Origin of the sequence: Flavobacterium sp. GT3R68 (assembly GCF_007109225.1) — a bacterium.
Lineage (GTDB): Bacteria > Bacteroidota > Bacteroidia > Flavobacteriales > Flavobacteriaceae > Flavobacterium.
In genome coordinates this window covers 121,834-143,249 of sequence record NZ_VJZK01000007.1, presented here as the reverse complement: position 1 = coordinate 143,249, position 21,416 = coordinate 121,834, and the positions used below count along the sequence as shown (strand labels likewise).

The following is a 21,416-nucleotide window of genomic DNA, read 5'->3' as shown; positions in this document are numbered from 1 at the left end:
CCCGTTTTTTGGAGGCGAAAGTTTTTTCAGGTCGTTGTAGGGTTGTCGCAGGTAAACCGTTTTGGGTTGGTTTTTCAGGTTGTTCGATGTTCGATAATGTTCCTGAGATGCTTCCTTATATATATTAGGACCGTAAATATTCTTCCATAGCCCCGATTGAAGCGGGTATCCCACGCCTTTTCGCGTGGATACGAGCGGAAAGCGGGACTGAATGTTCTTGAAAAGGGTCTGGTTGTAGCTCCTGAAGAAAAGAAAACTACTTCTTAGTAGCGGCTTTTTTATACCAATGATCCATCAGCGCATCATAATCGACAGGGTTTGCAGATTCCTGTCTGACCAATCTCCCGCTGATGAAGGCACGTTCCAATATGGTTTCGATCAGATAATCCTCATTGACATCGTACGGAGCGTACTTTGTTTTAAGGTTAATGTCGAATAATTTGGCGGTGCTGTTAGACCAAAAGGCCTTCCAGCCGCTTTTATATTCCTTAATAAGGTCAAAGGTAGTGTTGCCGGTTTGGCGATGAATCAGTTTTACCAGGATTTGGCCCTGCTTTCTGGATAGTTTCTTGAGTTTCTCTGTAAATTCATTCTCGATATAGTCTTCCACTATCTTCAGATACTTTTTCTTCTCTCTATTTGTTTTCAGGTTGGCCATAGTCCTGTTGAGGACAGTCAGCCGTTCCGAAGCGATTTTCGCATATGGGTACACCTTATATACCCTGTTCTGAAGGATCAGGTATGCTTTTTTACTTTCGTAACTCAGCTTCTCTTTGCTGATGATCACCTCTTCCAATAATATAGGTGCACCGAGTATGGTATCGTTCTCTTCTGAAATTTCTTCGGTTTTAATACTGTCTTTTTTTACCACTTGGGCAACGGTACTGATTGAGATAAAGGAAATAAGCAAAAGATACTTGAATACATTCATTGGTAAGGATATTTGTTTTGTCAAAATTATACATTAAATATAACAACTCTAATGCCAAATTTATAAATTAGCAAAAAATTATTATATGAACTCTAAATCAATATTGAAGGAATCTTCCATCAAATTTCTTGAAAAATATTTAAACAATGCTTCCCCTACCGGTTTTGAAGCCGAAGGTCAAAAAATATGGATGGAGTATCTGAAACCTTATGTGGATACCTTTATTACCGATACGTATGGAACCGCAGTAGGAGTCATCAATCCTGATGCTCCTTATAAAGTTGTGATTGAAGGGCATTCCGATGAAATTTCATGGTATGTCAATTACATAACCGATAACGGATTAATATATGTGATCCGCAATGGGGGTTCCGATCATCAGATTGCACCATCAAAAATCGTAAACATCCATACTAAAAAAGGAATTGTCAAAGGTGTTTTCGGATGGCCGGCGATTCATACCCGCAACCGCGACAAAGAGGAAAACCCAAAAATCAGCAATTTATTTATTGATACTGGTTGTGAAACCAAAGAAGAAGTTGAGAATATGGGAATTCATGTGGGTTGCGTCATTACGTATCCCGATGAGTTTTTCATCATGAACGGAAATAAATTCGTTTGCCGCGCCATCGATAACCGTATGGGTGGATTCATGATTGCCGAAGTGGCGCGTTTGCTGCATGAAAACAAAAAGAAATTGCCTTTCGGATTATACATTACCAATTCGGTTCAGGAAGAAGTGGGCTTGCGTGGGGCAGAAATGATTACCAAAACCATCAAACCGAACGTTGCCATTATTACCGATGTTTGCCACGACACCACTACTCCAATGATCGATGTCAAAATTGAAGGAGACACCAAAATAGGAAAAGGCCCTGTAATTACGTATGCTCCGGCGGTACAGAACAACCTGAGGGAATTAATTATCAATACGGCTGAAGAAAAGAAAATCCCTTTTCAGCGCGCGGCTTCCTCCCGCGTAACCGGAACAGATACCGATGCATTTGCTTATAGTAATGGTGGCGTGCCGTCTGCGTTGATCTCGCTTCCGCTGCGTTACATGCATACGACAGTCGAAATGGTGCACCGTGAAGATGTGGAGAATGTGATCAGATTAATCTATGAAAGTTTATTGAAAATGGAGAATAATGAAACCTATTCTTATTTTAAATAATATAAGGAGCTTTTCCTGCTGTGTGCTGTATCCACGCGAAAATGCGTGGGATGCCGCTTCCATCAGGGCTAAAAAACAAAACAAATGAGGTACATCTATATCATGTTGAACATATTTGTCGGAACTTTCCTTTGGTCGATTATCAATCCAAAGGAAAGTTTCACTTGTTTTTTGGAAATTATTCCCGCCATAATAGGGGTTTTGATTTTAATATTGACGTTCAGGAGATTCCGATTTACGAATTTCACGTACTTCCTGATTCTGATTCACTGCATCATCCTTTTAATTGGTGGTCATTATACGTACGCTGAAGTTCCTTTCTTTGATTATATCCGGGAAGTTTTTCATCAGAGCAGAAACAATTATGACAAAGTGGGCCATTTTGCCCAGGGATTGGTTCCGGCAATGATTATCAGGGAATTGTTTATCCGTAAAATGGTGATCAGTAATAAAAGCTTTTTCAACTTCATTATCGTATGCGTTTGTCTGGCCATCAGCGCCGCTTACGAATGGATTGAATGGCTGATATCGATTTTAACCGGTGATGGCGGCGATGCGTTTTTAGGGACGCAGGGTTATGTATGGGATACGCAGTCGGATATGTTATTTGCAACCATGGGCGCGATAATTGGATTGATTTTGTTTTCAAAAATTCAGGACCGACAGATAGCCCAATTATAACCAAAAAAGCATCATTACGCTCCTTGGTAATAATGCTCATAGTAAACTTTCTTTACTCTCGCTATTTGTAGTTTTTTCAGATTTGGTCTAAAGGCTGTATATCTATTAGATTACTTTCGATTATTTGATTGTCTGCCGCAATAATTTCTTCAATAGTTTTGTCAATCAAAAAGGGCTGTACTTCATCCGAAATCGTACTCTCAATAATCTGATTGTCTTCTGCTATAAGATCTTCCGCCGATTTTTCGATGTATAAAAAAGTTACATCATGAGAAACTGCGCTCTCCGTAATTAAGTTGTTCTCCTTAATGAGTTCTTCGATTGGTTTATTGACGTCCAAAGAAATAACTTTTGCGGGATCCATTGTTGTGATTTCTTCGTCATATGTAAAGTCTTTAGGCTCCGAATTTACTGTTTCAGTCAGCATTTTATTGCTTAGTGCTGCCCTAACCTGTAACGAAGTAAAATGTCCAGGTCCATCCACATTAGTAATAGCGGTAGCATGGCTTAGATTTGCAAATGCTGCCACCGCTATTGCTAAATAAACTGTTGATTTTTTCATGATGATTTTTGATTTATGATGATTGATGATTGATTTTGATGATTGATTTTACATTGAAAGCTATAAACTTTAGACGCTTTAAATCGGTCGAACGTTACCGGATTTTTTAATTTTAACTTAATTTTAATTTTCTGGTGTTTTTTACCTTTATTACCAACACATAGTTTCAAATACCAGCTTGTATTTTAAAGGCTTAATGGTTTTGCTTCACTTGAAATAGTGCTTTCAATTATCCTATTATCTTCTGCGATGATTTCTTCAATTGGTCTTTCGATAAAAAGAAGACTTACTTCAGTAACTGGAGTACTATCAATAATCTTATTATCCTCAGCAATTACTTCTTCGATTGATTTTTCGATAAAAAGAAATGTCATTTCGTTGGAGATGGAACTTTCTGTTATCTGATTGTTTTCTGCGATTATCTCTTCGATGGTTTTTTCATAAGAAGTAAAAGCCAGGGTTTCCATATGAATGATTGTAGGGTCTTCTGTATTCACTGAATCTTTTGCATCGATGTCGCTTGAAGCTAAAATTGCTTCCTGATCTAACTGAAAAGTCTGTGCTGCTTTAAAATCATCCTGAGTGAATGATTGGCGTACATTAGCTGCTGAAAGAGCATTTGTGAAAGTAACTAAAGCGATTCCTAAAATGATTGAATTTTTCATGATAATTGAATTTAAATTGTTGTTGTTTTTTTCTGATTTTTTATTGTTTTTTACAACTGTGTAAAAGCATATAATAATATCCTATACAAATATATGTCTTAAAACAGGTATTGTGTATCGCATAGTACTTATATTTAACAAAATATTAACAAAATATCAATCTGCCCATACTTTAGAATATAAAAAGAGATAATTTTTAAGTAGTGGTTCTGAACGCCTTACTCTAAATAGATTGGGACAGTCCGTTACGACAAACGCAGAATAACTCCCCTGCATTCACTCTTAGGAGTTATTTATATAGCAAAAAAAAAACACCATCGAATAATGGTGTTTTCTGTTTTTGGAATAAATCAAAAAAAATTAGCCTTTTTTCAGCAATGCTATCGCTTCTTTTGCTTGCGACAACTCTGCATATTTCAATGCTGTGTATCCTCTTTCGTTAGTGGCGCCTGCCTTAGCCCCACTCGCCAATAAGATTTTAATGATTTCCACATTGTTGTAACGGGCGGCTATCATTAAAGGAGTCATTCCGTTGGAGGTTTCATTCACGTCTGCCCCATATTCGATAAACTTCTTAACCAGCTCCACTTCTCCTTTACTGATGGCAACCGCAAGCGGTGTTGCTTTGTCAAAAGTAATTACTTTTTGAATTGGAGCATGATCTCCGGCTGCCATAGAAACATTTGCAAAAGCTACTAAAGCAATTCCTAGATAAACGATTGATTTTTTCATAATGTTTTTGATTTTTTCCGCTGCGCTCCAAACTGTTCGGCTACGCCTCGGGTTGATTGATGATTGATTGTTTGTCAGAATATTAAAACTGATTAATATCCTATACAAATATATAGCTAAAAGATGGTATCATGTTTTACACAGTACCAAAATTAACTAAAATTTAACTTAAAGAAAACATTTGGAATCCAATAAAAAAACCGCCCAGAAGGCGGTTTGTATACTGTTACAGAAGATATTATTTATTCAGATAGGCCAACACATTCTTTTCGATACGTTCCTGAATGTTCGAAATATCGGCCTTGACAAAGGGTTCTCCCAATATCTTTCCATACAATTCGATGTAACGCTCCGATACGCTTGCAATATATTCCTCTGACATTTCGGGGATCTCCTGCCCGTATTTGCCTTGGAAACCGTTTTCAATCAACCAGCGTCGAACGAATTCTTTTGATAATTGCTTTTGCTCTTCCCCTTGGTCCTGTCTTTCCTCGTATCCTTCAGCATAAAAATAACGCGAAGAGTCCGGAGTGTGGATTTCATCAATAAGGACAATTTTCCCATCTTTGGTTTTACCGAATTCATATTTGGTATCCACCAAAATAAGTCCACGGCTCGCTGCAATACTGGTTCCTCGCTGATACAAAGCATAGGTATAATTTTCTAAAACCAGATAATCTTCTTCAGATACAATTCCTTTTGACAGAATTTCTTCTCTGGAAATGTCTTCGTCGTGTTCGCCGTTATCTGCTTTCGTAGAAGGTGTAATTATAGGAGTTGGTAATTTATCGTTTTCTTTCAGTCCATCGGGTAATGCAACACCGCATAAGATTCTTTTTCCCAATGCATATTCACGTGCCGCATGACCTGCCAGATATCCACGGATTACCATTTCCACCTTAAAAGGTTCACATAAATGTCCAACGGCAACATTTGGATCCGGCGTGGCAACTAACCAATTGGGAACAATATCCTGGGTCAGTTCCATGAATTTGGTTGCAATCTGGTTTAGGATTTGTCCTTTGTACGGAATTCCTTTGGGCATGACCACATCAAAAGCCGAAAGCCTGTCGGTGGCCACCATAACCAAAAGGTCATTGTTGATATTATAGACTTCACGTACTTTGCCGTGATAGACTGATTTTTGATTCGGGAAATTAAAGTCAGTAGTGGTGATGGTATTCATTTAGGTTGTTGTGTTGTTGTTTGCGCAAAAATAAGTCGTTTCCAACAGATTCACAACGAAGAACGGAAGTTTCCTGCAATAAAATTCCAAATGGACCCTTCTTATCATGTCTAGCCCCGAGTGCAGTGGAAATCCTTTCCCTTTTTATTTAAAAAGGAAAAGATTGAAGCGAAAAGCGGGACTATGATTTCTCGTTATTCCGATGCTTTTCGCTCCAATTATATTTTAAAAAAGTTGAGTAATATTCTAATCGTTATTCTCAATCTGTTTATAAGCATCAATCACCTTTTTAACCAAACGGTGTCTCACGATATCTTTATCATCCAAATAAATAATCCCGATTCCGTCCACATCTTTCAGAACCAAAATAGCTTCCTTAAGTCCTGAAATGGTTCTCCTTGGTAAATCGACCTGCCCCGGATCTCCGGTAATCATGAATTTGGCGCTTTTTCCCATACGGGTCAGGAACATTTTCATTTGGGAATGGGTCGTGTTCTGCGCTTCATCCAAAATTACGAAAGCTTCGTCCAAAGTTCGTCCCCGCATGAAAGCCAACGGTGCAATCTGAATAATTCCTTTCAGGATATAATCTTCCAGTTTTTCGTTGGGAAGCATATCGCGCAACGCATCATATAAAGGCTGCATGTACGGATCGAGTTTTTCTTTCATATCACCCGGAAGAAAACCAAGGTTCTCCCCTGCTTCTACAGCGGGCCTTGTCAGAATGATACGCTTGACTTGTTTTTCCTTCAAAGCTTTTACTGCCATCGCAACTCCTGTATAGGTTTTACCGGTTCCCGCAGGCCCGATGGCAAAAACCATATCATTCTTGTTTAACGAATCCACGAGTAATTGCTGATTGGCTGTCATCGCTTTGATGATCTTTCCGCCAACACCGTGAACTAAAATTTTGTCCTGGCCTTCCATTCTTCTGTCGTCCTGCACATCGCTTTGTATGACTCTTTCGATAACGTTGTTGTCAATATTATTATAACGTGTGAAATGGAGCATCAGTCGGTGGAAACGCTTCTCAAACTCGTCCAGTGCATCTTTTTCTCCAAAAACCTTTATCGTCGTCCCACGGGCAACAATTTTCAATTTCGGATAGTACTTTTTAATCGTTTCAAGATGAGTGTCTTGAGCGCCCCAAAAATCTTTAGGAGCGATGTCTATGAGCTCAATGGTTCTTTCGTTCAAATGGAGTCGTATTAAATTAAAAAATAATCACTTTATAATTATTAGCTTTGCATATCTCAAATTTAAGAAATTTTAAGATAAAATCCTTGTAATAGTTATAAACAATTTTATGTCAATAATTACCCTTACTACCGACTACGGGCTCAAAGATCACTTTGTTGGTGCTTTGAAAGGGAAAATCCTATCTGAATTCTCAGAAGCTACAATAATTGACATTTCACACAATATAGATCCCTTTAATACCGTCGAAGCCAGCTACATGATCAGCGCTGCTTATTCCAGCTTTCCGAAACGAACGGTACACCTTATTGGCGTGGATTTGGAACTCAATAAAGAGAACCAGCATCTGGCGATTCAATGGAACGATCATTTCTTTATCTGTGCCGATAATGGGATCCTCAGTATGCTGATGCAAAAAATGGTTCCGCAGAAAATGGCGGCCATTAATATACACGACCGCTTGCCTGTCGAAGCCACCGATCTGGACGTATTTGTTACCGTCGCCTGTCATCTGGCCAAAGGCGGACTCCTGAATGTCATCGGAAAGGAAATTACCGCCATCAAACAGGTAACCGAATTACAGCCTTTGGTATCAACCGACAAAAACTCCATCAAGGGCTATGTCATCTATATTGATCATTTCGGGAATGTCGTGACCAATATCTCCAAAAAAATGTTTCTGGATGTATCCAAAGGAAGACCTTACGAAATCGTCTTAAACGAAAGGCTGAAACAAAGCAATAAAAGAAACATCAAAAATATCTGGCCCAAATATTCCGACATCGCCAATACCGGGAATTATCCCGTAAAAAATTACGAAGGCGATAAACTGGCGATATTTAATGAAGCGGGATTCTTGGAAATTGCCATTTTCAGAAGCAACCCGGCCACCGTTGGAACAGCCTCGAGTTTGCTTGGAATCGGTTACAGGGATGTCATTACCATCAATTTTAATTAAAATATATGTTTGTACGAATAGTAAAGTTGAGTTTTCACGAGGAACATATTCCTGCTTTTCTGGAAAATTTCGAATTAATGAAAGAAAAAATCCGCAGTGCGCCCGGAAATAAATTCCTCGAACTGTATCAGGACAAAAACAATAAAAGTATTTTCTTCACCTATAGTTATTGGGAAACCGAAGCCGATTTGGAGAATTACCGGAATTCGGAACTTTTCTATGATGTCTGGACTTTTACCAAAAAATTTTTCAATGACAAACCCGAAGCGTGGAGCGTCGATAAATTAGTAAGTTTGCACTAATCATTTTCAAAATAACATTATCCAAATCTTATAAATGAAAGCCATATTATTACGTGAAATAAAATCCTTTTTCGGTTCGCCGATAGGATACTTGGTGATCGCCATTTTCCTTTTGCTCAACGGATTGTTCCTTTGGGTTTTTCAGGGCGATTACAACATCCTGAATTCCGGTTTTGCTGATTTAAGCCCATTCTTTACCATTTCGCCGTGGATTCTTATCTTCCTGATTCCTGCCGTTACGATGCGCAGTTTTTCGGATGAAACGAAACAAGGAACTTTAGAATTATTACTGACCAAGCCTTTAAGCATCTGGCAGATTGTCAACGGCAAATTTCTTGGAGCGATGCTGTTAATCGTTATCGCTATCATTCCGACTTTTATTTATGTATGGGTAATTTCCGGATTGGGAATGCCGGAAGGCAATATCGACATGGGAAGCACTATGGGTTCGTATTTTGGTTTATTGTTTCTGATTGCTGCTTATTCCGCAATTGGAATTTTCACTTCCACCCTATCCGACAATCAGATTGTGGCTTTTCTCCTTTCGGTATTTTTATGTTTCCTGTTTTATTTTGGATTTGAAGGTTTGTCAACGTATGTTCCAAGCATTGAAAATTTTATCTCTAAATTAGGAATGGAAACTCATTTCAAAAGCATGAGCCGTGGCGTTCTGGATACCCGGGACATCTTATATTTTGTGAGCGTAACCGTTTTATTCCTTTCGTTTACAGTGTTTAAATTAAAATCTTTGAAATCATAATGGTACCAATTAAAAATAGCAACGGGAAGACCTTATTGTTCATTATTGCCGCTTTATTGATCCTGAATGGCATCGGAAGCCAGTTTTTTCATCGTTTTGATTTAACCAAAGACAAAAGATACACGCTTTCGCCAACTTCGCTGAACATCATCAAAGAGATAAAAGATCCGTTGATTATTGATGTTTTCTTGAAAGGGGAATTTCCGGGCGAATTCAAAAAACTGCAGACTGAAACCCAGCAGTTATTGGAAGAATTCAAAGCCTACAATCCGAATATCGTTTTCCAGTTCGTCAATCCGTTGGAAAAGGAAGAAGAACGCGACACCATCATGCAATTTTTCATGGACAGAGGCATGACCCCACTCAATGTAACTTTGGATGACCGGGGAAAACAAACCCAGGAAGTGGTTTTTCCGTGGGCAACCGCGACTTATAATGGCCGTACCGTAAAAGTTCCGTTGCTAAAAAATATGATGGGCGCTTCGACTGCAGAGAAAGTTGTAAGTTCAGTACAACATCTGGAATATGCTTTCGCGAATGCTTTTAATACTATAGCTAAAGCCAAAGAAAAGAAAGTCGCCATCATCAAAGGTAATGGCGAATTACACGATTTATTAATGGCCGATTTCATAAAACAGGTCCGTGAGAATTATTACATCGGAACCTTCACCTTGGATTCTGTTGCCAAGAAACCCAACGAAAGTCTCGAATACCTGAAGAAATACGATTTGGCGATTATCGCAAAACCAACGGAGAAATTCTCAGATGAAGAGAAACTGGTGTTGGATCAATATGTAATGAATGGCGGTAAAACGCTTTGGCTTATCGATCAGGTGAACATGGAAATGGACAGCCTGTATAACGAGCAAGGTTCTACTTTGGCTTTCCCAAATGATCTGAACCTGAACGATATGTTCTTTAAATATGGTGTTCGTATCAATCCGGATTTGGTCAAAGATTTACAGGCAACGCCAATCGCGTTGGCTACAGGAGACAAAGGCAGCGCCGCACAATACACGCAATACCCATGGTTTTATTCACCTATGGTATATCCATCAGAAACCACAAAACATCCTATTGTAAATAATCTCGATGCGTTAAAATTTGAATTTGCAGGCGGGATAGACACGTTAAAAAACGGAATCAAAAAAACCGTTTTATTGCAGTCTTCCCCGTACTCCAAATTGGTCGGAGCCCCTGTTGAAGTGAAACTGGATATGGTTCAGGAACGTCCGGAACAAAGTGAATTCAAAGACACCGGAAACATTCCCGTAGCCGTTTTAATGGAGGGAGAATTTAATTCGATGTTTGAAAACCGGGTTTTGCCTTTTCAGGAAAAAACATTCACAACCAAAGGAAAAACCAACAAGATGATCGTTGTTTCCGATGGGGATATCATTAAAAATCAATTGGATAAAAACTACCAGCCACTGGAATTGGGTTATGACAAATGGACCAATAATCTTTACGGCAATAAGGAATTCCTGATGAATTGCGTCAATTACCTACTCGATGATAACGGACTTATTAACATTAGAAGCAAGGTTGTCGATTTGCCGATTTTGGATAAGGAAAAAGTATATGCCAATTATACCGCTTCGCAAATGATAACCGTCGGATTACCAATTGTTGTCCTGGCCATTTTCGGGGTAGCTTTCACATTCTTACGCAGAAGAAAATATGCCAAGTAATGTTAATAAAAACATTTTTAATATTTGATTGTTTAGGATATATTTGTAAAATGTAAAAATTAACGGTGACACTATTGTAGTGCCGTTTTGATTTAAAAAAAAGACCACAGATGAAGTTTATAGTATCGAGTTCGTACTTATTAAAACAATTGCAAGTATTGGGTAGTGTGATTAACAGCAGTAACACCTTACCTATTTTAGATAATTTCCTTTTTGAATTGGACAGTAAAACCTTAACCGTTTCTGCCTCTGATCTGGAAACTACAATGTCAGCCACTTTAGAAATCGATTCTACCAGCCAGGGAAGTGTGGCGGTTCCTGCAAAATTGCTTTTGGAAATCCTTAAAACGTTTCCGGAGCAGCCTTTAACTTTCACGGTTGAAGAAAACAGCACCATCGAAATCAGTTCTAATTCGGGAAAATATGCCTTGGCATACGCTCCCGGAGCAGAATTCCCAAAATCAGTAAACCTTGATGATCCGTCAACGACTTTAGTTCCTGCGGATGTTCTGGCAACTGCGGTAAGCAAAACTATTTTTGCAGCCGGAAACGATGATTTACGTCCGGTAATGTCAGGGGTTTTCTTCCAGTTTTCTCCGGAAGGTTTAACTTTCGTTGCAACGGATGCCCACAAATTGGTGAAATACGCGAGAACGGATGTAAAAGCGTCTCAGGTAGCGGATTTCATTATGCCAAAGAAACCGTTGAATATCCTGAAAAGTATTTTGGGTTCTTCGGATGCCGAAGTGAAGATTGAATACAACGACAGTAATGCAACGTTCTCTTTCGACAATTACATTTTAATGTGTCGTCTTATAGATGGAAAATATCCAAACTATGAAGCGGTTATCCCAAAAGAGAATCCAAATAAATTAATGATTGACAGAACGCAATTTTTGAATTCTGTACGTCGTGTGGCGATTTTCTCGAACAAAACCACACACCAGATCCGCCTGAAAATTGCCGGTGCGGAATTGAACATATCTGCAGAGGATATCGATTACTCCAACAAAGCGGAGGAACGATTGACATGTGATTACCAAGGTGATGACATGCAGATTGGCTTCAACTCCCGTTTCCTTACCGAAATGCTGACGAACCTTCAATCGGATATGATCATGTTGGAAATGTCATTGCCAAACCGTGCCGGAATCCTTACTCCTGTTGACGGATTGGAGGACGGAGAAACAGTAACCATGCTGGTCATGCCGGTAATGCTGAACAACTAGCTAATTAACCCCCTTTATATTTAGAAAACCGCAATTTCCCTAACCAGAAATTGCGGTTTTTTTTTTTATTACTCCACGTGAGTAAAAGTAAATTTATAATCAGGATGTTTAGCCAATAGCTCTTGTGCATCCTTATGGTTTTCTTCAAAAGTTTTCAGGTCTGTCCCTTTACAAATGCCATATGAGTAATGATATTTAAGAATTTCCAGATCTTCTTTAGTTACTTCCTTATCCATGGTACTGCAGCTCGACAGGAAACTTTTACAATCCCTGTTGTTCTGCAGGTAAAAATTGCCTAATGTCTGGATGAAGTTTTTCTTTAAAATCATCAGTTGCTGTTTCTCATTGAACACTTTTTGGGTATCCAGTTTAAGGCTTGCATTGTAAATCCGTTGTCTCACGTTCCACAAGATATAATACCCATCGTTAGTTGTAATTCTGTTTTCCCAATTGATGTCGGTCGGTTTATTGATACAGTAAATGAAGTAATTTGATTTCTCTTTTTTGTGTACCACCGATATTTTCAGCGAATCTACTTCCATATCCAAATATTTAAAAAATTTGGTCATTTCTCTTTTTTGGGAAGAAGTCACCGTCGAATCAAAGTAGACCTTAATCTCATCTTTCCAGATTTTCATCGTTGGTTTCGAAGTACTGTTTGGTTTTTGATTGGATTTATTATAAACAATCTCTTTATAAATCGCCAGGAAGGCAGGATCTTTCCTTTCATAGGCTACCTTAATTCCTTGTGGCTGCTTATATCCTGTAATGAATATCAGGGTATCATTTTTTACCACCAGAAACCCCAACGAATCAATCTTCCGGGTTTTATCGTTTTTCAGATTTTTATAACTGTCATAAGTGACAGCGGCATCATATTTAGGAAGTGGGTTTCCACCAGTTTTGCGCTGTGCAAAGGATAAAAACAAAAAAATGATAGAATAAAAAAGAAAAGGAATTTCATAGGATGGGTATAAGAGCCTCAAATATAGCACATTTAATCATCCTGAGAGCAAATCATTCATGTCGCGCAAAATCGGAATTTTCACCTATTCGTTATTCTTTCAGCGCTTCACTTTCACTACCCAACAATTTCATTTTTTTTATTTCCGGTTCATGCAGAGCGAGAATCGGTATTTCACAATGGTACGATAATTTCTTAGTCATGCTCGTATGAAACAAGCCATCGAGAAAACTGCGTTTGTAGGTCAGCATCGACAGCATATCAATTTTTTGGGACTTCAGGAACTCAAAAATAGATTCCTGCACATCATCGTGCGCCACGACAAAAAATTCTACAGGCTCGGCTGCGTAACGTTCCCGCCATTTTTCAATCTGTGCGGTCTTCACATCCGAATCAAACGTCTGCACATAGAGGCATTTGACCTGAGCCTTCATTTTTTTGGCCACTTCCAATACTTGCTGTAAGGCGGCCCGGTCCTTATTTCGGAATCGCGTGGTAAATCCTATTGTTTTGATTTCGGTAAATTTGGACTTCACCGGAACGCTCAGGACCGGCATCGGAACTTTCCCGATAACGGCCCCGGTATTGGAACCGAAAACTTTTTCTTTCCATCCCGAAACACCGTTGGTGCCCATCACAATCAGATCAATGTTTTCGGATTCAGCCAGATGCTCAATCGCGGGAACCAGATCACCCTGTTCCAGGACATGGCTCATTTTGATGAAACCCAGCTCGTTCTCTTCTGCTATTTTTCGCAGCGAAGGAATATGGTCCTTGAAGTTTTCAAATTTATTCAGTTCCAGAGTCTCATATACCTCCGCCACATACGATGGATAGCCCTCATAGGAAATTGGCGGCAGGTCGTATACATGAAGGCAAATTACTTCAGCATCCATAAATTTGGCCATCTGCAGCGCATACACAAATGCATTATTGGCCGTCTCAGAAAAATCAGTCGGAAAGAGTATTTTTTTCATGATCATCGGTTTACATTTGGCTGTATAAATTTACAGATTTTTTTTTACAAAACGACCTAACATACACTTTTTCAAAGAGTTAAAATCACACTATTTTCACCCAAATCCTTCGCTAAAAATATCCGGTTAAATCTTTGTAACTTTGCCGCCTTGAATACCAACTTATGATTTCACAAGATACTATTGTTGCTTTGGCCTCCCCTTCCGGCGCGGGTGCAATTGCCGTTATCCGGATTTCCGGTGAAGATGCCATTACTATTGCCGCTGCTGTTTTCCAATCGGTTTCCGGAAAGAACATCACCAAACAGAAAACGCATACGCTGCACTTGGGACATATCGTCGATGGCAGTAAAACAATAGATCAGGTGTTGTTATCCATTTTTAAAGGAACCAACTCCTATACAGGCGAAAATACGATCGAAATCTCCTGTCACGGTTCTTCCTATATCCAACAGCAGATTATCCAGTTATTGCTGCGCAGAGGCTGCCGTATGGCGAATGCCGGTGAGTTTACGTTGCGTTCTTTTCTCAATGGCAAAATGGACTTGTCGCAGGCCGAGGCTGTAGCGGATCTGATTGCTTCCGACAATGAGGCGTCGCACCAGATTGCGATGCAGCAGATGCGCGGGGGGTTCAGTAATGAGATTGCCCGACTTCGGGAAGAATTATTGAATTTCGCCTCGCTGATCGAATTGGAACTGGACTTTGCCGAAGAAGATGTCGAATTTGCCGACCGCACGCAATTCCGCGAATTATTGAACCGGATTGAATTTGTGCTCCGACGATTGATTGATTCGTTTGCAGTGGGGAACGTTATCAAAAACGGGATTCCCGTAGCGATTGTGGGTGAACCCAATGTGGGGAAATCGACGCTGTTGAATGCGTTGTTGAATGAGGAACGCGCCATCGTTTCGGAAATTGCAGGTACCACGCGCGATACCATTGAGGACGAATTGGTGATTGGCGGCATTGGTTTCCGTTTTATTGATACCGCGGGAATCCGGGATACGCAGGATGTCGTGGAAAGCATCGGAATCCGTAAGACCTTTGAAAAAATAGAACAGGCCCAGGTTGTTTTGTATTTATTTGAAAGTTTAAAGTTTAAAGTGCAAAGTTCGGAATACATAACGGAAATTGAAAAAATAAAGAATCAGTTTCCTTTAAAGCCTTTGGTTGTGGTTATCAATAAAATAGATCTGCTTTCAGAAAGTGAATTACTAAATATTAGAAAACAACTTGAAACTTTAAACGTTAAACTACAAACAATTTCCGCCAAGGAAAATCTGGGTGTCGAAGACCTCAAAAACCAGTTGCTGTCATTTGTCAATACCGGTGCGTTGCGCAATAACGAAACCATTGTGACCAACACGCGTCATTACGATTCGCTACTGAAAGCGTTCGAGGAAATCCAGAAAGTCAATTACGGGCTGCAGACCAATTTATCGAGCGACCTGATGGCCATTGATATCAAGGAAGCCTTATACCATTTCGGGATGATTACCGGTCAGGTTACCAATGATGAATTGCTGGGGAATATATTTGCTAATTTTTGTATTGGCAAATAACACAACAAAACTACACAAACTAAAATAAAAAATAACACACTAAAGCCTTTTAAATAAAGGCTTTTTTATTTTTATACAAAAACACGGTTTGTAATATTTTGTTATTTTTTGCAATATTTTGTACCATATTTGTACCTCAAATAAATATTTTTATTATTTTTGAACTCGCAGGAGAAATTTTGCCCCTTATTTACCCTTATTTCTTCTTATGTCGTTTTATATCGTTTTAAAGCCTAATAATATGAGTTCAAATATCATTGTAAAAAGAATCTGTGAACATTGCAAAAATGTCTTTGATGCCAAAACAACAAAAACTAAATATTGTTCACATATTTGTAATAGCAGAGGTTATAAGTTAAATCAAAAATTGAAAAAAATTGAAGTAAGCGATACAGAAACAAAATTAAAAGTTTCTAATTACGTTGTTGATGTAAATTCAAAAGATTTTTTAACCGTTAAAGAAGCCTCTACACTACTAAATATGTCTTCCAAAACTGTTTATAGATTAATTGAGCAAAAAGAATTAAATGCTTTCAATTTTTCGGTTAGAAAAACACTAATCAGGAGAAAAGATATTGATAGTTATTTTGAAAATAATTTGATAAATCCTGATTATGTTAATCCTAATAGAGAGAACGAAATTAATCGAGATAATTCTTATACCATCAATGAAGCTATTGAAAAATTTAATATTTCAAATGGGGCATTATATAACATTATCAAAAAACACAACATCCCAAAAAAGAAGTACGGAAAATATACGTTAGTAAAAAGAGAGGACTTAAACAAAATTTTTCAATAGCCGATTATGAGCAGAGTAACATTAAGAGAAAAAAAATTGAGTACTGGAAAAATAAGTCTTTATTTAGACTACTACCCTCCTATCATTAATCCTAAAAATGGAACGGAAACCCGTAGAGAATTTTTAAAGTTATATTTATTTGGCAATCCGAAAACAGCAGAAGAAAAAAAGCAGAATACAGAAAATTTTGACCTTGCAGAAATAATCAGATCCAAAAGAAATGTTCAACTCAAAAACAAAGAATTTGGTTTTAAAGATAATGTGGTATTGAATGTTAATTTTATAACTCTTTATAAAAGTGTTGTTGACGACTATTTTAATACTGGCGGTAAATCAAATCACAATTCGTGGAAAGCTTCTTTAAATCATTTAGAAAATTTTAGTGGAGGTATGATATTAACAAACAATTTAACCCTCGATTATATAAAAAAATACAGAACCTATCTTTTAAACGCAAAAAGCACAAGAAATTCAAAAGTTGACAAAAAGCTAACCAAGAATACTGCTTCATCTTATTTTAAAAATTTTATTGCTGTCTTAAAGATTGCATATAAACAAAATTTGATAGAAAAAAATTTAGCAGAAGATGCGGAATACATAAAAGAAGAAGAAACACATAGGGAGTACTTAACCGAAGAAGAAATTTCTTTGTTATGGAAAACTGAAATTAAAATTGAAAAAGTAAAATATATGGCAATATTTTCCGCTTTGAGTGGTTTGCGTTTTGTAGATATAAACAATCTCTATTGGGAGAACCTATTTAAAGACAAACACCAAGGGTATTACATATCATTAAGAGAAGAGAAAACAAAATCAATAAAAAATCATCCTATTTCTGATACTGCTTACAATATTTTAAAAACACAAAAAACTGATATTGGGCTTGTATTTGGAGGTGTTGAATATTCTCAAATAACCAGACCTTTAAAAGAATGGATAAAAAAATCAGGTATTAAAAAGAAAATTTCATTTCATAATTTTAGACATAGCTATGCAACTTTACAACTTGCAAATGGAACAGATATATATACCGTATCGAAATTATTAGGTCATAAAAACGTTTCTACAACACAGATTTATACCAAAGTAATGGACAAAAATAAAATTGAAGCCGCTAATCGCATAAATATTCAACTGGATGGATTATCTTAATATTTACAATTCAAATTACAATAAAGCATATAGAATTGGAGAAAGTTTTTTTAAACACAAATTAATACAATTCAACAAAGAAACCTTATCCTTTGGCAGAGCTTCCAATATTACACGAGAATTGATTGAAAATTTTGAAAAAAATTTTTCAATCAATAAGGAACATCAACTTTTTGAACTTAAAAATGTTTATCAAAATTCCCTACGCAATTATTCAAAAAATGAAATTGAATTGGTATTAAAAAATGAAGTAAAAAAAGGCTTTTTAAAACTCTCTTTAGACATCCAAAATACTAATTATACCCTTGAATCATTTATAAAAGAATTAGCCATACATAATGCAATAAATGAATTTTCAAGATTATTCAATAATCATTCTGATTTATTTAAAATGATGTATGATAATGATTATTTTGATTTGTTTGAAATAAAAGACTACAATCCCATTGATTTTAGGGATTCAAAAAATTATACCGATTTGTTAAATAGATTTTATCCATTAAAAAAATCGCCTGAAACATATTCAGAAAGTTTTTTAGAAACCTATACTGATGATATTATTGATGATTTAGAAAACAATCTCCCTTATTTTAATGAAAAAGAAAAAGCTTTTTTACTCCATTCAATCTATAAAATCATTGAAGAATCCAAATCAAACACAAAACTAAATAATACTGAATTTTACAAAGTATTGTCAATCGTGAATTTAAAAGATGATTCCTGTTTAGTGAGTGATAATTACAAAAACTCCGATTATTATAGAATATTAAGCGGTGGTTTAGAAAAAATAAGTTTAGATATTAAACTTCAAGATAACTTTATTGATATTTTAATATCTAAAACAAGGCAATTAAAACTTAAAAATATAACAAAGTATCTATCAGAAAAAAGTACTTTTTTAAAAGCTTCCATAGCAAGAAACAACAATAAAGCAAAATAACGCTAAATTTCACGTAAAATCCCCACACAAATTTATCATTTTCTCTAAAGTTTGATTTTAAAATTCAAATTTTAGAGAAATATTCGTTTTATATCCTAAATAAAAACGAATAAAATCAAAACTTTACAAGTGTTTTTTAAAACACACTAAAGAACACGGAAACGAACACACTTTTTCTGAATCAATTTTGGGATATGAAAAATCAACAAATTTATATGCTCTCAGAAGAAGGAATAAAAGTACTTGTAGAGCAAATTACGGAGAACATTAAAAAGGTACTTAATCCCTCTATTTCTTCAACCGAGGATGTCTTTATGAACATTGACGAAACGGCTAAACTTATCAATTTAGCCAAACCCAGTATTTATGGATTAGTTCATCAAAACAGAATTCCATACCATAAAAAAGGAAAGCGTTTATACTTTTTGAAATCACAAATTATTGATTGGTTAAAATCCGGAAAGAAAGATTCTAAAGATGATACAGAAGCCAAAGCCAATGAGTATTTAATGAAAAACCAACTATTTAATCGTTAATTATTAATCATGGATGTAAAAAATCTTAAAGATATTGATGATAAAATTGGAAACGCTTTTAAAACAAACAAAGAAATTGCAATTAATCAATTGGAACAAATAATTTCCAAGATGCCAATTGAAATCAAAACACTAATTAACGATGCGTTTGCTTTAAAAAGGATTCCAAAAGAATATTTATTAAGTTCAATATTGTTTGCTTATAGCAATGCTTGCGGTCTTGCCTTTTCAATAAAAGCAATGGGATATATAAATTATGCCAATTTATATTTTTCTATAATTGGAAGTCGTGGAGATATTAAGTCCCCAGCAATGGATTTAGCAACATTTCCTTTGGTAAAATATGACAATGAAAAATATAAAGAATTCAAGAAAAATAATATCGAATTGGAAGAAACTGAAAAAAGCGATAGAAAACAGTTATTTCTTCAAGATGCTACAATTGAATCGGCAATTTTTACCCATTATAAAAATAAATATTCAATTGGGATTTTTATAGATGAACTCTATTTCATTATTGAAAAAATGGCAAATAAAAGCAGTACGGAAGGCACAGCTTGGAGAACGTTCTTTTTGCAAGGAAACACTAATAAGTACATTGATATATCACGTAAAATCAATACTGAAACCATTGAAATTGCAATCCTGATTCTTGAATTTTATTTTATAAACTTCAAAATCGTTTTAGATGAAAATATCAATAAAAAAGAAAAATTACCAACTACCGAAGATATTATCCGATTAGCCATAAAAAACAATGCCAGTCAAAAAGATGTTGTTGCCATTACTGGAATGAATAAATCATCAATATCAAGAAAATGGAATAACGAATTAATGCAACTTGCAACTTGAGATTAACGCACAAAACCTCTAAAAAGCTAATAAAAACAATACTTAACAAGGATTAATTAAAATATTGCAAGTTGCAGGTTGCAAACCAAAAACAAGATAATTATGCTTCAAAAAACTAAATTGGAACTTGTATTTAATTCAAAAAGAGATTATAAATTAATTACTCCTTGTTGTGGTAGAAATAATACAGACGGAAAATTTATCAACTATAAAAATTTAAGCCCAGAGTATGGCTATTGTCATTCTTGCGGGAAAGCTTCATTACCCCCTGCTATATATGTTGATGAAACTGGAGAACAATACATTTGGAATGAATTAGAAAATAAATTTCAAACCGATTTAATTCTTCCTAAAAAAAGCATAATAAATGTGCCAAAACTAACGGTTCAAAAATTTGTAAATGAATCAATAATTTGGCAATATTTCAAAGTAAACCCCGAAAACAACCTCTTACAATATTTACGCAAAACTTATGGAGATATAAAAACTGAAGATGCGAAAGAAACTTATGCATTAGGTACAAGTAATGACGGAGGTATAATATTTTGGAGCATAAACAGTAATTTAAAAGTTCAAAAAGCCAAAATAGCTTACTATGAGACAAACGGTAAGCGAACTAATCAGTTTAAAGTTCCTTATAAAAATGAAAATGGATATTTCAACTGTTTATTTGGAGAACATTTGGTTTATGATAAAATTAAATCAAAGAAAACAATTGTATTAACTGAAAGCGAAAAAACAGCTATTATTGGCTACATTTTATTTCCTCAATATGTTTGGGTGGCTTATGGTGGAATTAACGGATTAACAGAAAATAAAGTAAGCCCTTTAATTGGTCATAATGTGCTAATCATTCCCGATATGAGCGAAAATGCGGTCAGTATAATTTTAAATAAAATACTATTTCTTATTTCATTGGGAATCAATGCTAAAATATGGGATATGACTGAAAGTAAAACTGACGAACAATTAAAACTTGAAGGAGTTTACAATAATGATTTGGAAGATGTTTTTAGAAAAACAATTGTTTAGTTATTTTTTCTATATTTTTTTGCAATTATAATAATAAATTATTGCAATGGCATTGCAATTAATATTAAGAAGCATTGCAATACCATTGAAATATCTCGCAATCCCTTTAAAATAAGGTATATTCATATTAAACATAATGCAAATAATTTATTATCATAATAATAAAAAATACTACTTTTACAATCGTGAAATGGATTAGTATAATATTTTCAGTCTACTTAATTGTGCTTTCCTGTATGCCTTGCGCAGATGGTGAAGCGTTTTCGGTATTGAAAAGAACTACCATAAGTGCTCAATCAAGCCAACATCAGGACAACAATGATGTTTGTTCTCCGCTGTGTATTTGTAATTGCTGTGGTTGTCAAGGCTTTGCTTTCGCACCTATCTATTCTTATAATTTTATTCCAAGTAGAATTTCAATTGAGAAAAAAGTACCGGAATACAAATCAATAATTGCTTCCAATTTCTTCGGAAGCATTTGGCAACCACCCCAAATAGCATAATGAAATCCGAGTAATTTCGGGTTAT

At 36.1% G+C, this 21,416-nt stretch carries 23 protein-coding genes; 15 read left to right on the top strand and 8 right to left on the bottom strand.

The features are described from left to right. Positions 1-256: 256 nt before the first annotated feature. Entirely contained in the window at positions 257-931 is a 675-nt protein-coding gene (locus FNW07_RS12715; protein ID WP_126744276.1) for a DUF4294 domain-containing protein, read from the bottom strand. A gap of 85 nt (positions 932-1,016) precedes the next feature. Here FNW07_RS12715 and FNW07_RS12710 point away from each other — a divergent pair, with 85 nt between their 5' ends. Together FNW07_RS12710 and FNW07_RS12705 are read left to right on the top strand one after the other, a co-directional pair. Next, on the top strand, positions 1,017-2,105 hold the full coding sequence (locus FNW07_RS12710; protein ID WP_126744277.1) for a M42 family metallopeptidase: 1,089 nt from the start codon (positions 1,017-1,019) through the stop codon (positions 2,103-2,105). Between the two features lie 84 nt (positions 2,106-2,189). After that, positions 2,190-2,786, top strand: coding sequence for a DUF2238 domain-containing protein (locus tag FNW07_RS12705; RefSeq protein WP_126744278.1), 597 nt, complete (start codon positions 2,190-2,192; stop codon positions 2,784-2,786). 76 nt (positions 2,787-2,862) lie between these two features. Here the strand turns inward: FNW07_RS12705 and FNW07_RS12700 are convergent, their stop codons facing one another. The 5 genes from FNW07_RS12700 to FNW07_RS12680 all read right to left on the bottom strand — a co-directional run bounded on the left by FNW07_RS12700 (position 2,863) and on the right by FNW07_RS12680 (position 7,128). After that, complete coding sequence (locus FNW07_RS12700) at positions 2,863-3,348, bottom strand: hypothetical protein (protein ID WP_126744279.1); 486 nt, start codon at positions 3,346-3,348, stop codon at positions 2,863-2,865. A gap of 185 nt (positions 3,349-3,533) precedes the next feature. Then, positions 3,534-4,013, bottom strand: coding sequence for a hypothetical protein (locus FNW07_RS12695; protein WP_126744280.1), 480 nt, complete (start codon positions 4,011-4,013; stop codon positions 3,534-3,536). 360 nt (positions 4,014-4,373) lie between these two features. Beyond that, the gene (locus tag FNW07_RS12690) at positions 4,374-4,745 is read right to left on the bottom strand and encodes an ankyrin repeat domain-containing protein (RefSeq protein WP_126744281.1); all 372 of its coding nucleotides are present in this window, start codon (positions 4,743-4,745) and stop codon (positions 4,374-4,376) included. Between the two features lie 238 nt (positions 4,746-4,983). After that, on the bottom strand, positions 4,984-5,931 hold the full coding sequence (locus tag FNW07_RS12685; RefSeq protein ID WP_126744282.1) for a phosphoribosylaminoimidazolesuccinocarboxamide synthase: 948 nt from the start codon (positions 5,929-5,931) through the stop codon (positions 4,984-4,986). A 246-nt stretch (positions 5,932-6,177) separates the two neighbouring features. Next, complete coding sequence (locus FNW07_RS12680; protein WP_126744283.1) at positions 6,178-7,128, bottom strand: PhoH family protein; 951 nt, start codon at positions 7,126-7,128, stop codon at positions 6,178-6,180. Between the two features lie 109 nt (positions 7,129-7,237). Between FNW07_RS12680 and FNW07_RS12675 the strand changes: the two genes are divergently transcribed. The 5 genes from FNW07_RS12675 (at position 7,238) to dnaN (ending at position 12,068) form a co-directional block, all read left to right on the top strand. Further along, positions 7,238-8,086, top strand: coding sequence for an S-adenosyl-l-methionine hydroxide adenosyltransferase family protein (locus FNW07_RS12675; RefSeq protein WP_126744284.1), 849 nt, complete (start codon positions 7,238-7,240; stop codon positions 8,084-8,086). A 5-nt stretch (positions 8,087-8,091) separates the two neighbouring features. Continuing rightward, a complete protein-coding gene (locus FNW07_RS12670; RefSeq protein ID WP_126744285.1) occupies positions 8,092-8,388 on the top strand; it encodes a putative quinol monooxygenase in 297 nt (98 codons plus the stop codon). A 34-nt stretch (positions 8,389-8,422) separates the two neighbouring features. Next, positions 8,423-9,148, top strand: a complete 726-nt coding sequence (gene gldF, locus FNW07_RS12665) for a gliding motility-associated ABC transporter permease subunit GldF (protein ID WP_126744286.1) — start codon at positions 8,423-8,425, stop codon at positions 9,146-9,148. Further along, positions 9,148-10,839, top strand: a complete 1,692-nt coding sequence (gene gldG / locus FNW07_RS12660; RefSeq protein WP_126744287.1) for a gliding motility-associated ABC transporter substrate-binding protein GldG — start codon at positions 9,148-9,150, stop codon at positions 10,837-10,839. Before gldF ends, gldG begins: the two co-directional genes overlap by 1 nt. Before the next feature lie 110 nt (positions 10,840-10,949). Further along, positions 10,950-12,068 (top strand): DNA polymerase III subunit beta, encoded by a 1,119-nt coding sequence (gene dnaN / locus FNW07_RS12655; protein ID WP_126744288.1) that lies wholly within the window; start codon positions 10,950-10,952, stop codon positions 12,066-12,068. Positions 12,069-12,136: 68 nt separating this feature from the next. Here dnaN and FNW07_RS12650 read toward each other — a convergent pair whose 3' ends face one another. Continuing rightward, the gene (locus FNW07_RS12650) at positions 12,137-13,054 is read right to left on the bottom strand and encodes a hypothetical protein (protein WP_126744289.1); all 918 of its coding nucleotides are present in this window, start codon (positions 13,052-13,054) and stop codon (positions 12,137-12,139) included. A 70-nt stretch (positions 13,055-13,124) separates the two neighbouring features. Continuing rightward, positions 13,125-14,009, bottom strand: a complete 885-nt coding sequence (locus FNW07_RS12645) for a universal stress protein (RefSeq protein WP_126744290.1) — start codon at positions 14,007-14,009, stop codon at positions 13,125-13,127. Between the two features lie 164 nt (positions 14,010-14,173). On the opposite strand from FNW07_RS12645, the gene mnmE reads away from it, so the two are divergent. The 8 genes from mnmE (at position 14,174) to FNW07_RS14040 (ending at position 21,391) form a co-directional block, all read left to right on the top strand. Beyond that, positions 14,174-15,574 carry a tRNA uridine-5-carboxymethylaminomethyl(34) synthesis GTPase MnmE gene (gene mnmE, locus FNW07_RS12640; RefSeq protein WP_126744291.1) on the top strand — a complete coding sequence of 467 codons (1,401 nt, stop codon included), beginning with the start codon at positions 14,174-14,176 and terminating at the stop codon, positions 15,572-15,574. Between the two features lie 241 nt (positions 15,575-15,815). Next, positions 15,816-16,376, top strand: a complete 561-nt coding sequence (locus FNW07_RS12635) for a helix-turn-helix domain-containing protein (protein WP_158626855.1) — start codon at positions 15,816-15,818, stop codon at positions 16,374-16,376. 6 nt (positions 16,377-16,382) lie between these two features. Beyond that, positions 16,383-17,528 carry a site-specific integrase gene (locus tag FNW07_RS12630; RefSeq protein ID WP_126744293.1) on the top strand — a complete coding sequence of 382 codons (1,146 nt, stop codon included), beginning with the start codon at positions 16,383-16,385 and terminating at the stop codon, positions 17,526-17,528. Beyond that, positions 17,515-18,468 (top strand): hypothetical protein, encoded by a 954-nt coding sequence (locus tag FNW07_RS12625; RefSeq protein WP_126744294.1) that lies wholly within the window; start codon positions 17,515-17,517, stop codon positions 18,466-18,468. The genes FNW07_RS12630 and FNW07_RS12625 overlap by 14 nt, the downstream gene beginning before the upstream one ends. Positions 18,469-18,662: 194 nt before the next feature. Beyond that, on the top strand, positions 18,663-19,004 hold the full coding sequence (locus FNW07_RS12620) for a helix-turn-helix domain-containing protein (RefSeq protein WP_126744295.1): 342 nt from the start codon (positions 18,663-18,665) through the stop codon (positions 19,002-19,004). 9 nt (positions 19,005-19,013) lie between these two features. Beyond that, on the top strand, positions 19,014-19,856 hold the full coding sequence (locus FNW07_RS12615) for a DUF3987 domain-containing protein (protein WP_126744296.1): 843 nt from the start codon (positions 19,014-19,016) through the stop codon (positions 19,854-19,856). A gap of 102 nt (positions 19,857-19,958) precedes the next feature. Beyond that, complete coding sequence (locus FNW07_RS12610) at positions 19,959-20,888, top strand: DUF6371 domain-containing protein (protein ID WP_126744297.1); 930 nt, start codon at positions 19,959-19,961, stop codon at positions 20,886-20,888. A 185-nt stretch (positions 20,889-21,073) separates the two neighbouring features. Further along, positions 21,074-21,391: a DUF6660 family protein gene (locus tag FNW07_RS14040; protein WP_370511513.1), complete on the top strand. Its 318-nt coding sequence runs from the start codon at positions 21,074-21,076 to the stop codon at positions 21,389-21,391. Positions 21,392-21,416: the final 25 nt, after the last annotated feature.

Coding starts and splice junctions, on each gene's coding strand:
- dnaN (WP_126744288.1), top strand. CDS start 10,950: ATGAAGTTTATAGTATCGAGTTCGTACTTATTAAAACAATTGCAAGTA.
- FNW07_RS12675 (WP_126744284.1), top strand. CDS start 7,238: ATGTCAATAATTACCCTTACTACCGACTACGGGCTCAAAGATCACTTT.
- gldF (WP_126744286.1), top strand. CDS start 8,423: ATGAAAGCCATATTATTACGTGAAATAAAATCCTTTTTCGGTTCGCCG.
- FNW07_RS12670 (WP_126744285.1), top strand. CDS start 8,092: ATGTTTGTACGAATAGTAAAGTTGAGTTTTCACGAGGAACATATTCCT.
- FNW07_RS12620 (WP_126744295.1), top strand. CDS start 18,663: ATGAAAAATCAACAAATTTATATGCTCTCAGAAGAAGGAATAAAAGTA.
- FNW07_RS12715 (WP_126744276.1), bottom strand. CDS start 931: ATGAATGTATTCAAGTATCTTTTGCTTATTTCCTTTATCTCAATCAGT.
- FNW07_RS12610 (WP_126744297.1), top strand. CDS start 19,959: ATGCTTCAAAAAACTAAATTGGAACTTGTATTTAATTCAAAAAGAGAT.
- FNW07_RS12625 (WP_126744294.1), top strand. CDS start 17,515: ATGGATTATCTTAATATTTACAATTCAAATTACAATAAAGCATATAGA.
- FNW07_RS12695 (WP_126744280.1), bottom strand. CDS start 4,013: ATGAAAAATTCAATCATTTTAGGAATCGCTTTAGTTACTTTCACAAAT.
- FNW07_RS12700 (WP_126744279.1), bottom strand. CDS start 3,348: ATGAAAAAATCAACAGTTTATTTAGCAATAGCGGTGGCAGCATTTGCA.
- mnmE (WP_126744291.1), top strand. CDS start 14,174: ATGATTTCACAAGATACTATTGTTGCTTTGGCCTCCCCTTCCGGCGCG.
- FNW07_RS12710 (WP_126744277.1), top strand. CDS start 1,017: ATGAACTCTAAATCAATATTGAAGGAATCTTCCATCAAATTTCTTGAA.
- FNW07_RS12630 (WP_126744293.1), top strand. CDS start 16,383: ATGAGCAGAGTAACATTAAGAGAAAAAAAATTGAGTACTGGAAAAATA.
- FNW07_RS12705 (WP_126744278.1), top strand. CDS start 2,190: ATGAGGTACATCTATATCATGTTGAACATATTTGTCGGAACTTTCCTT.
- FNW07_RS12690 (WP_126744281.1), bottom strand. CDS start 4,745: ATGAAAAAATCAATCGTTTATCTAGGAATTGCTTTAGTAGCTTTTGCA.
- FNW07_RS12635 (WP_158626855.1), top strand. CDS start 15,816: ATGAGTTCAAATATCATTGTAAAAAGAATCTGTGAACATTGCAAAAAT.
- FNW07_RS12645 (WP_126744290.1), bottom strand. CDS start 14,009: ATGAAAAAAATACTCTTTCCGACTGATTTTTCTGAGACGGCCAATAAT.
- FNW07_RS12615 (WP_126744296.1), top strand. CDS start 19,014: ATGGATGTAAAAAATCTTAAAGATATTGATGATAAAATTGGAAACGCT.
- gldG (WP_126744287.1), top strand. CDS start 9,148: ATGGTACCAATTAAAAATAGCAACGGGAAGACCTTATTGTTCATTATT.
- FNW07_RS12685 (WP_126744282.1), bottom strand. CDS start 5,931: ATGAATACCATCACCACTACTGACTTTAATTTCCCGAATCAAAAATCA.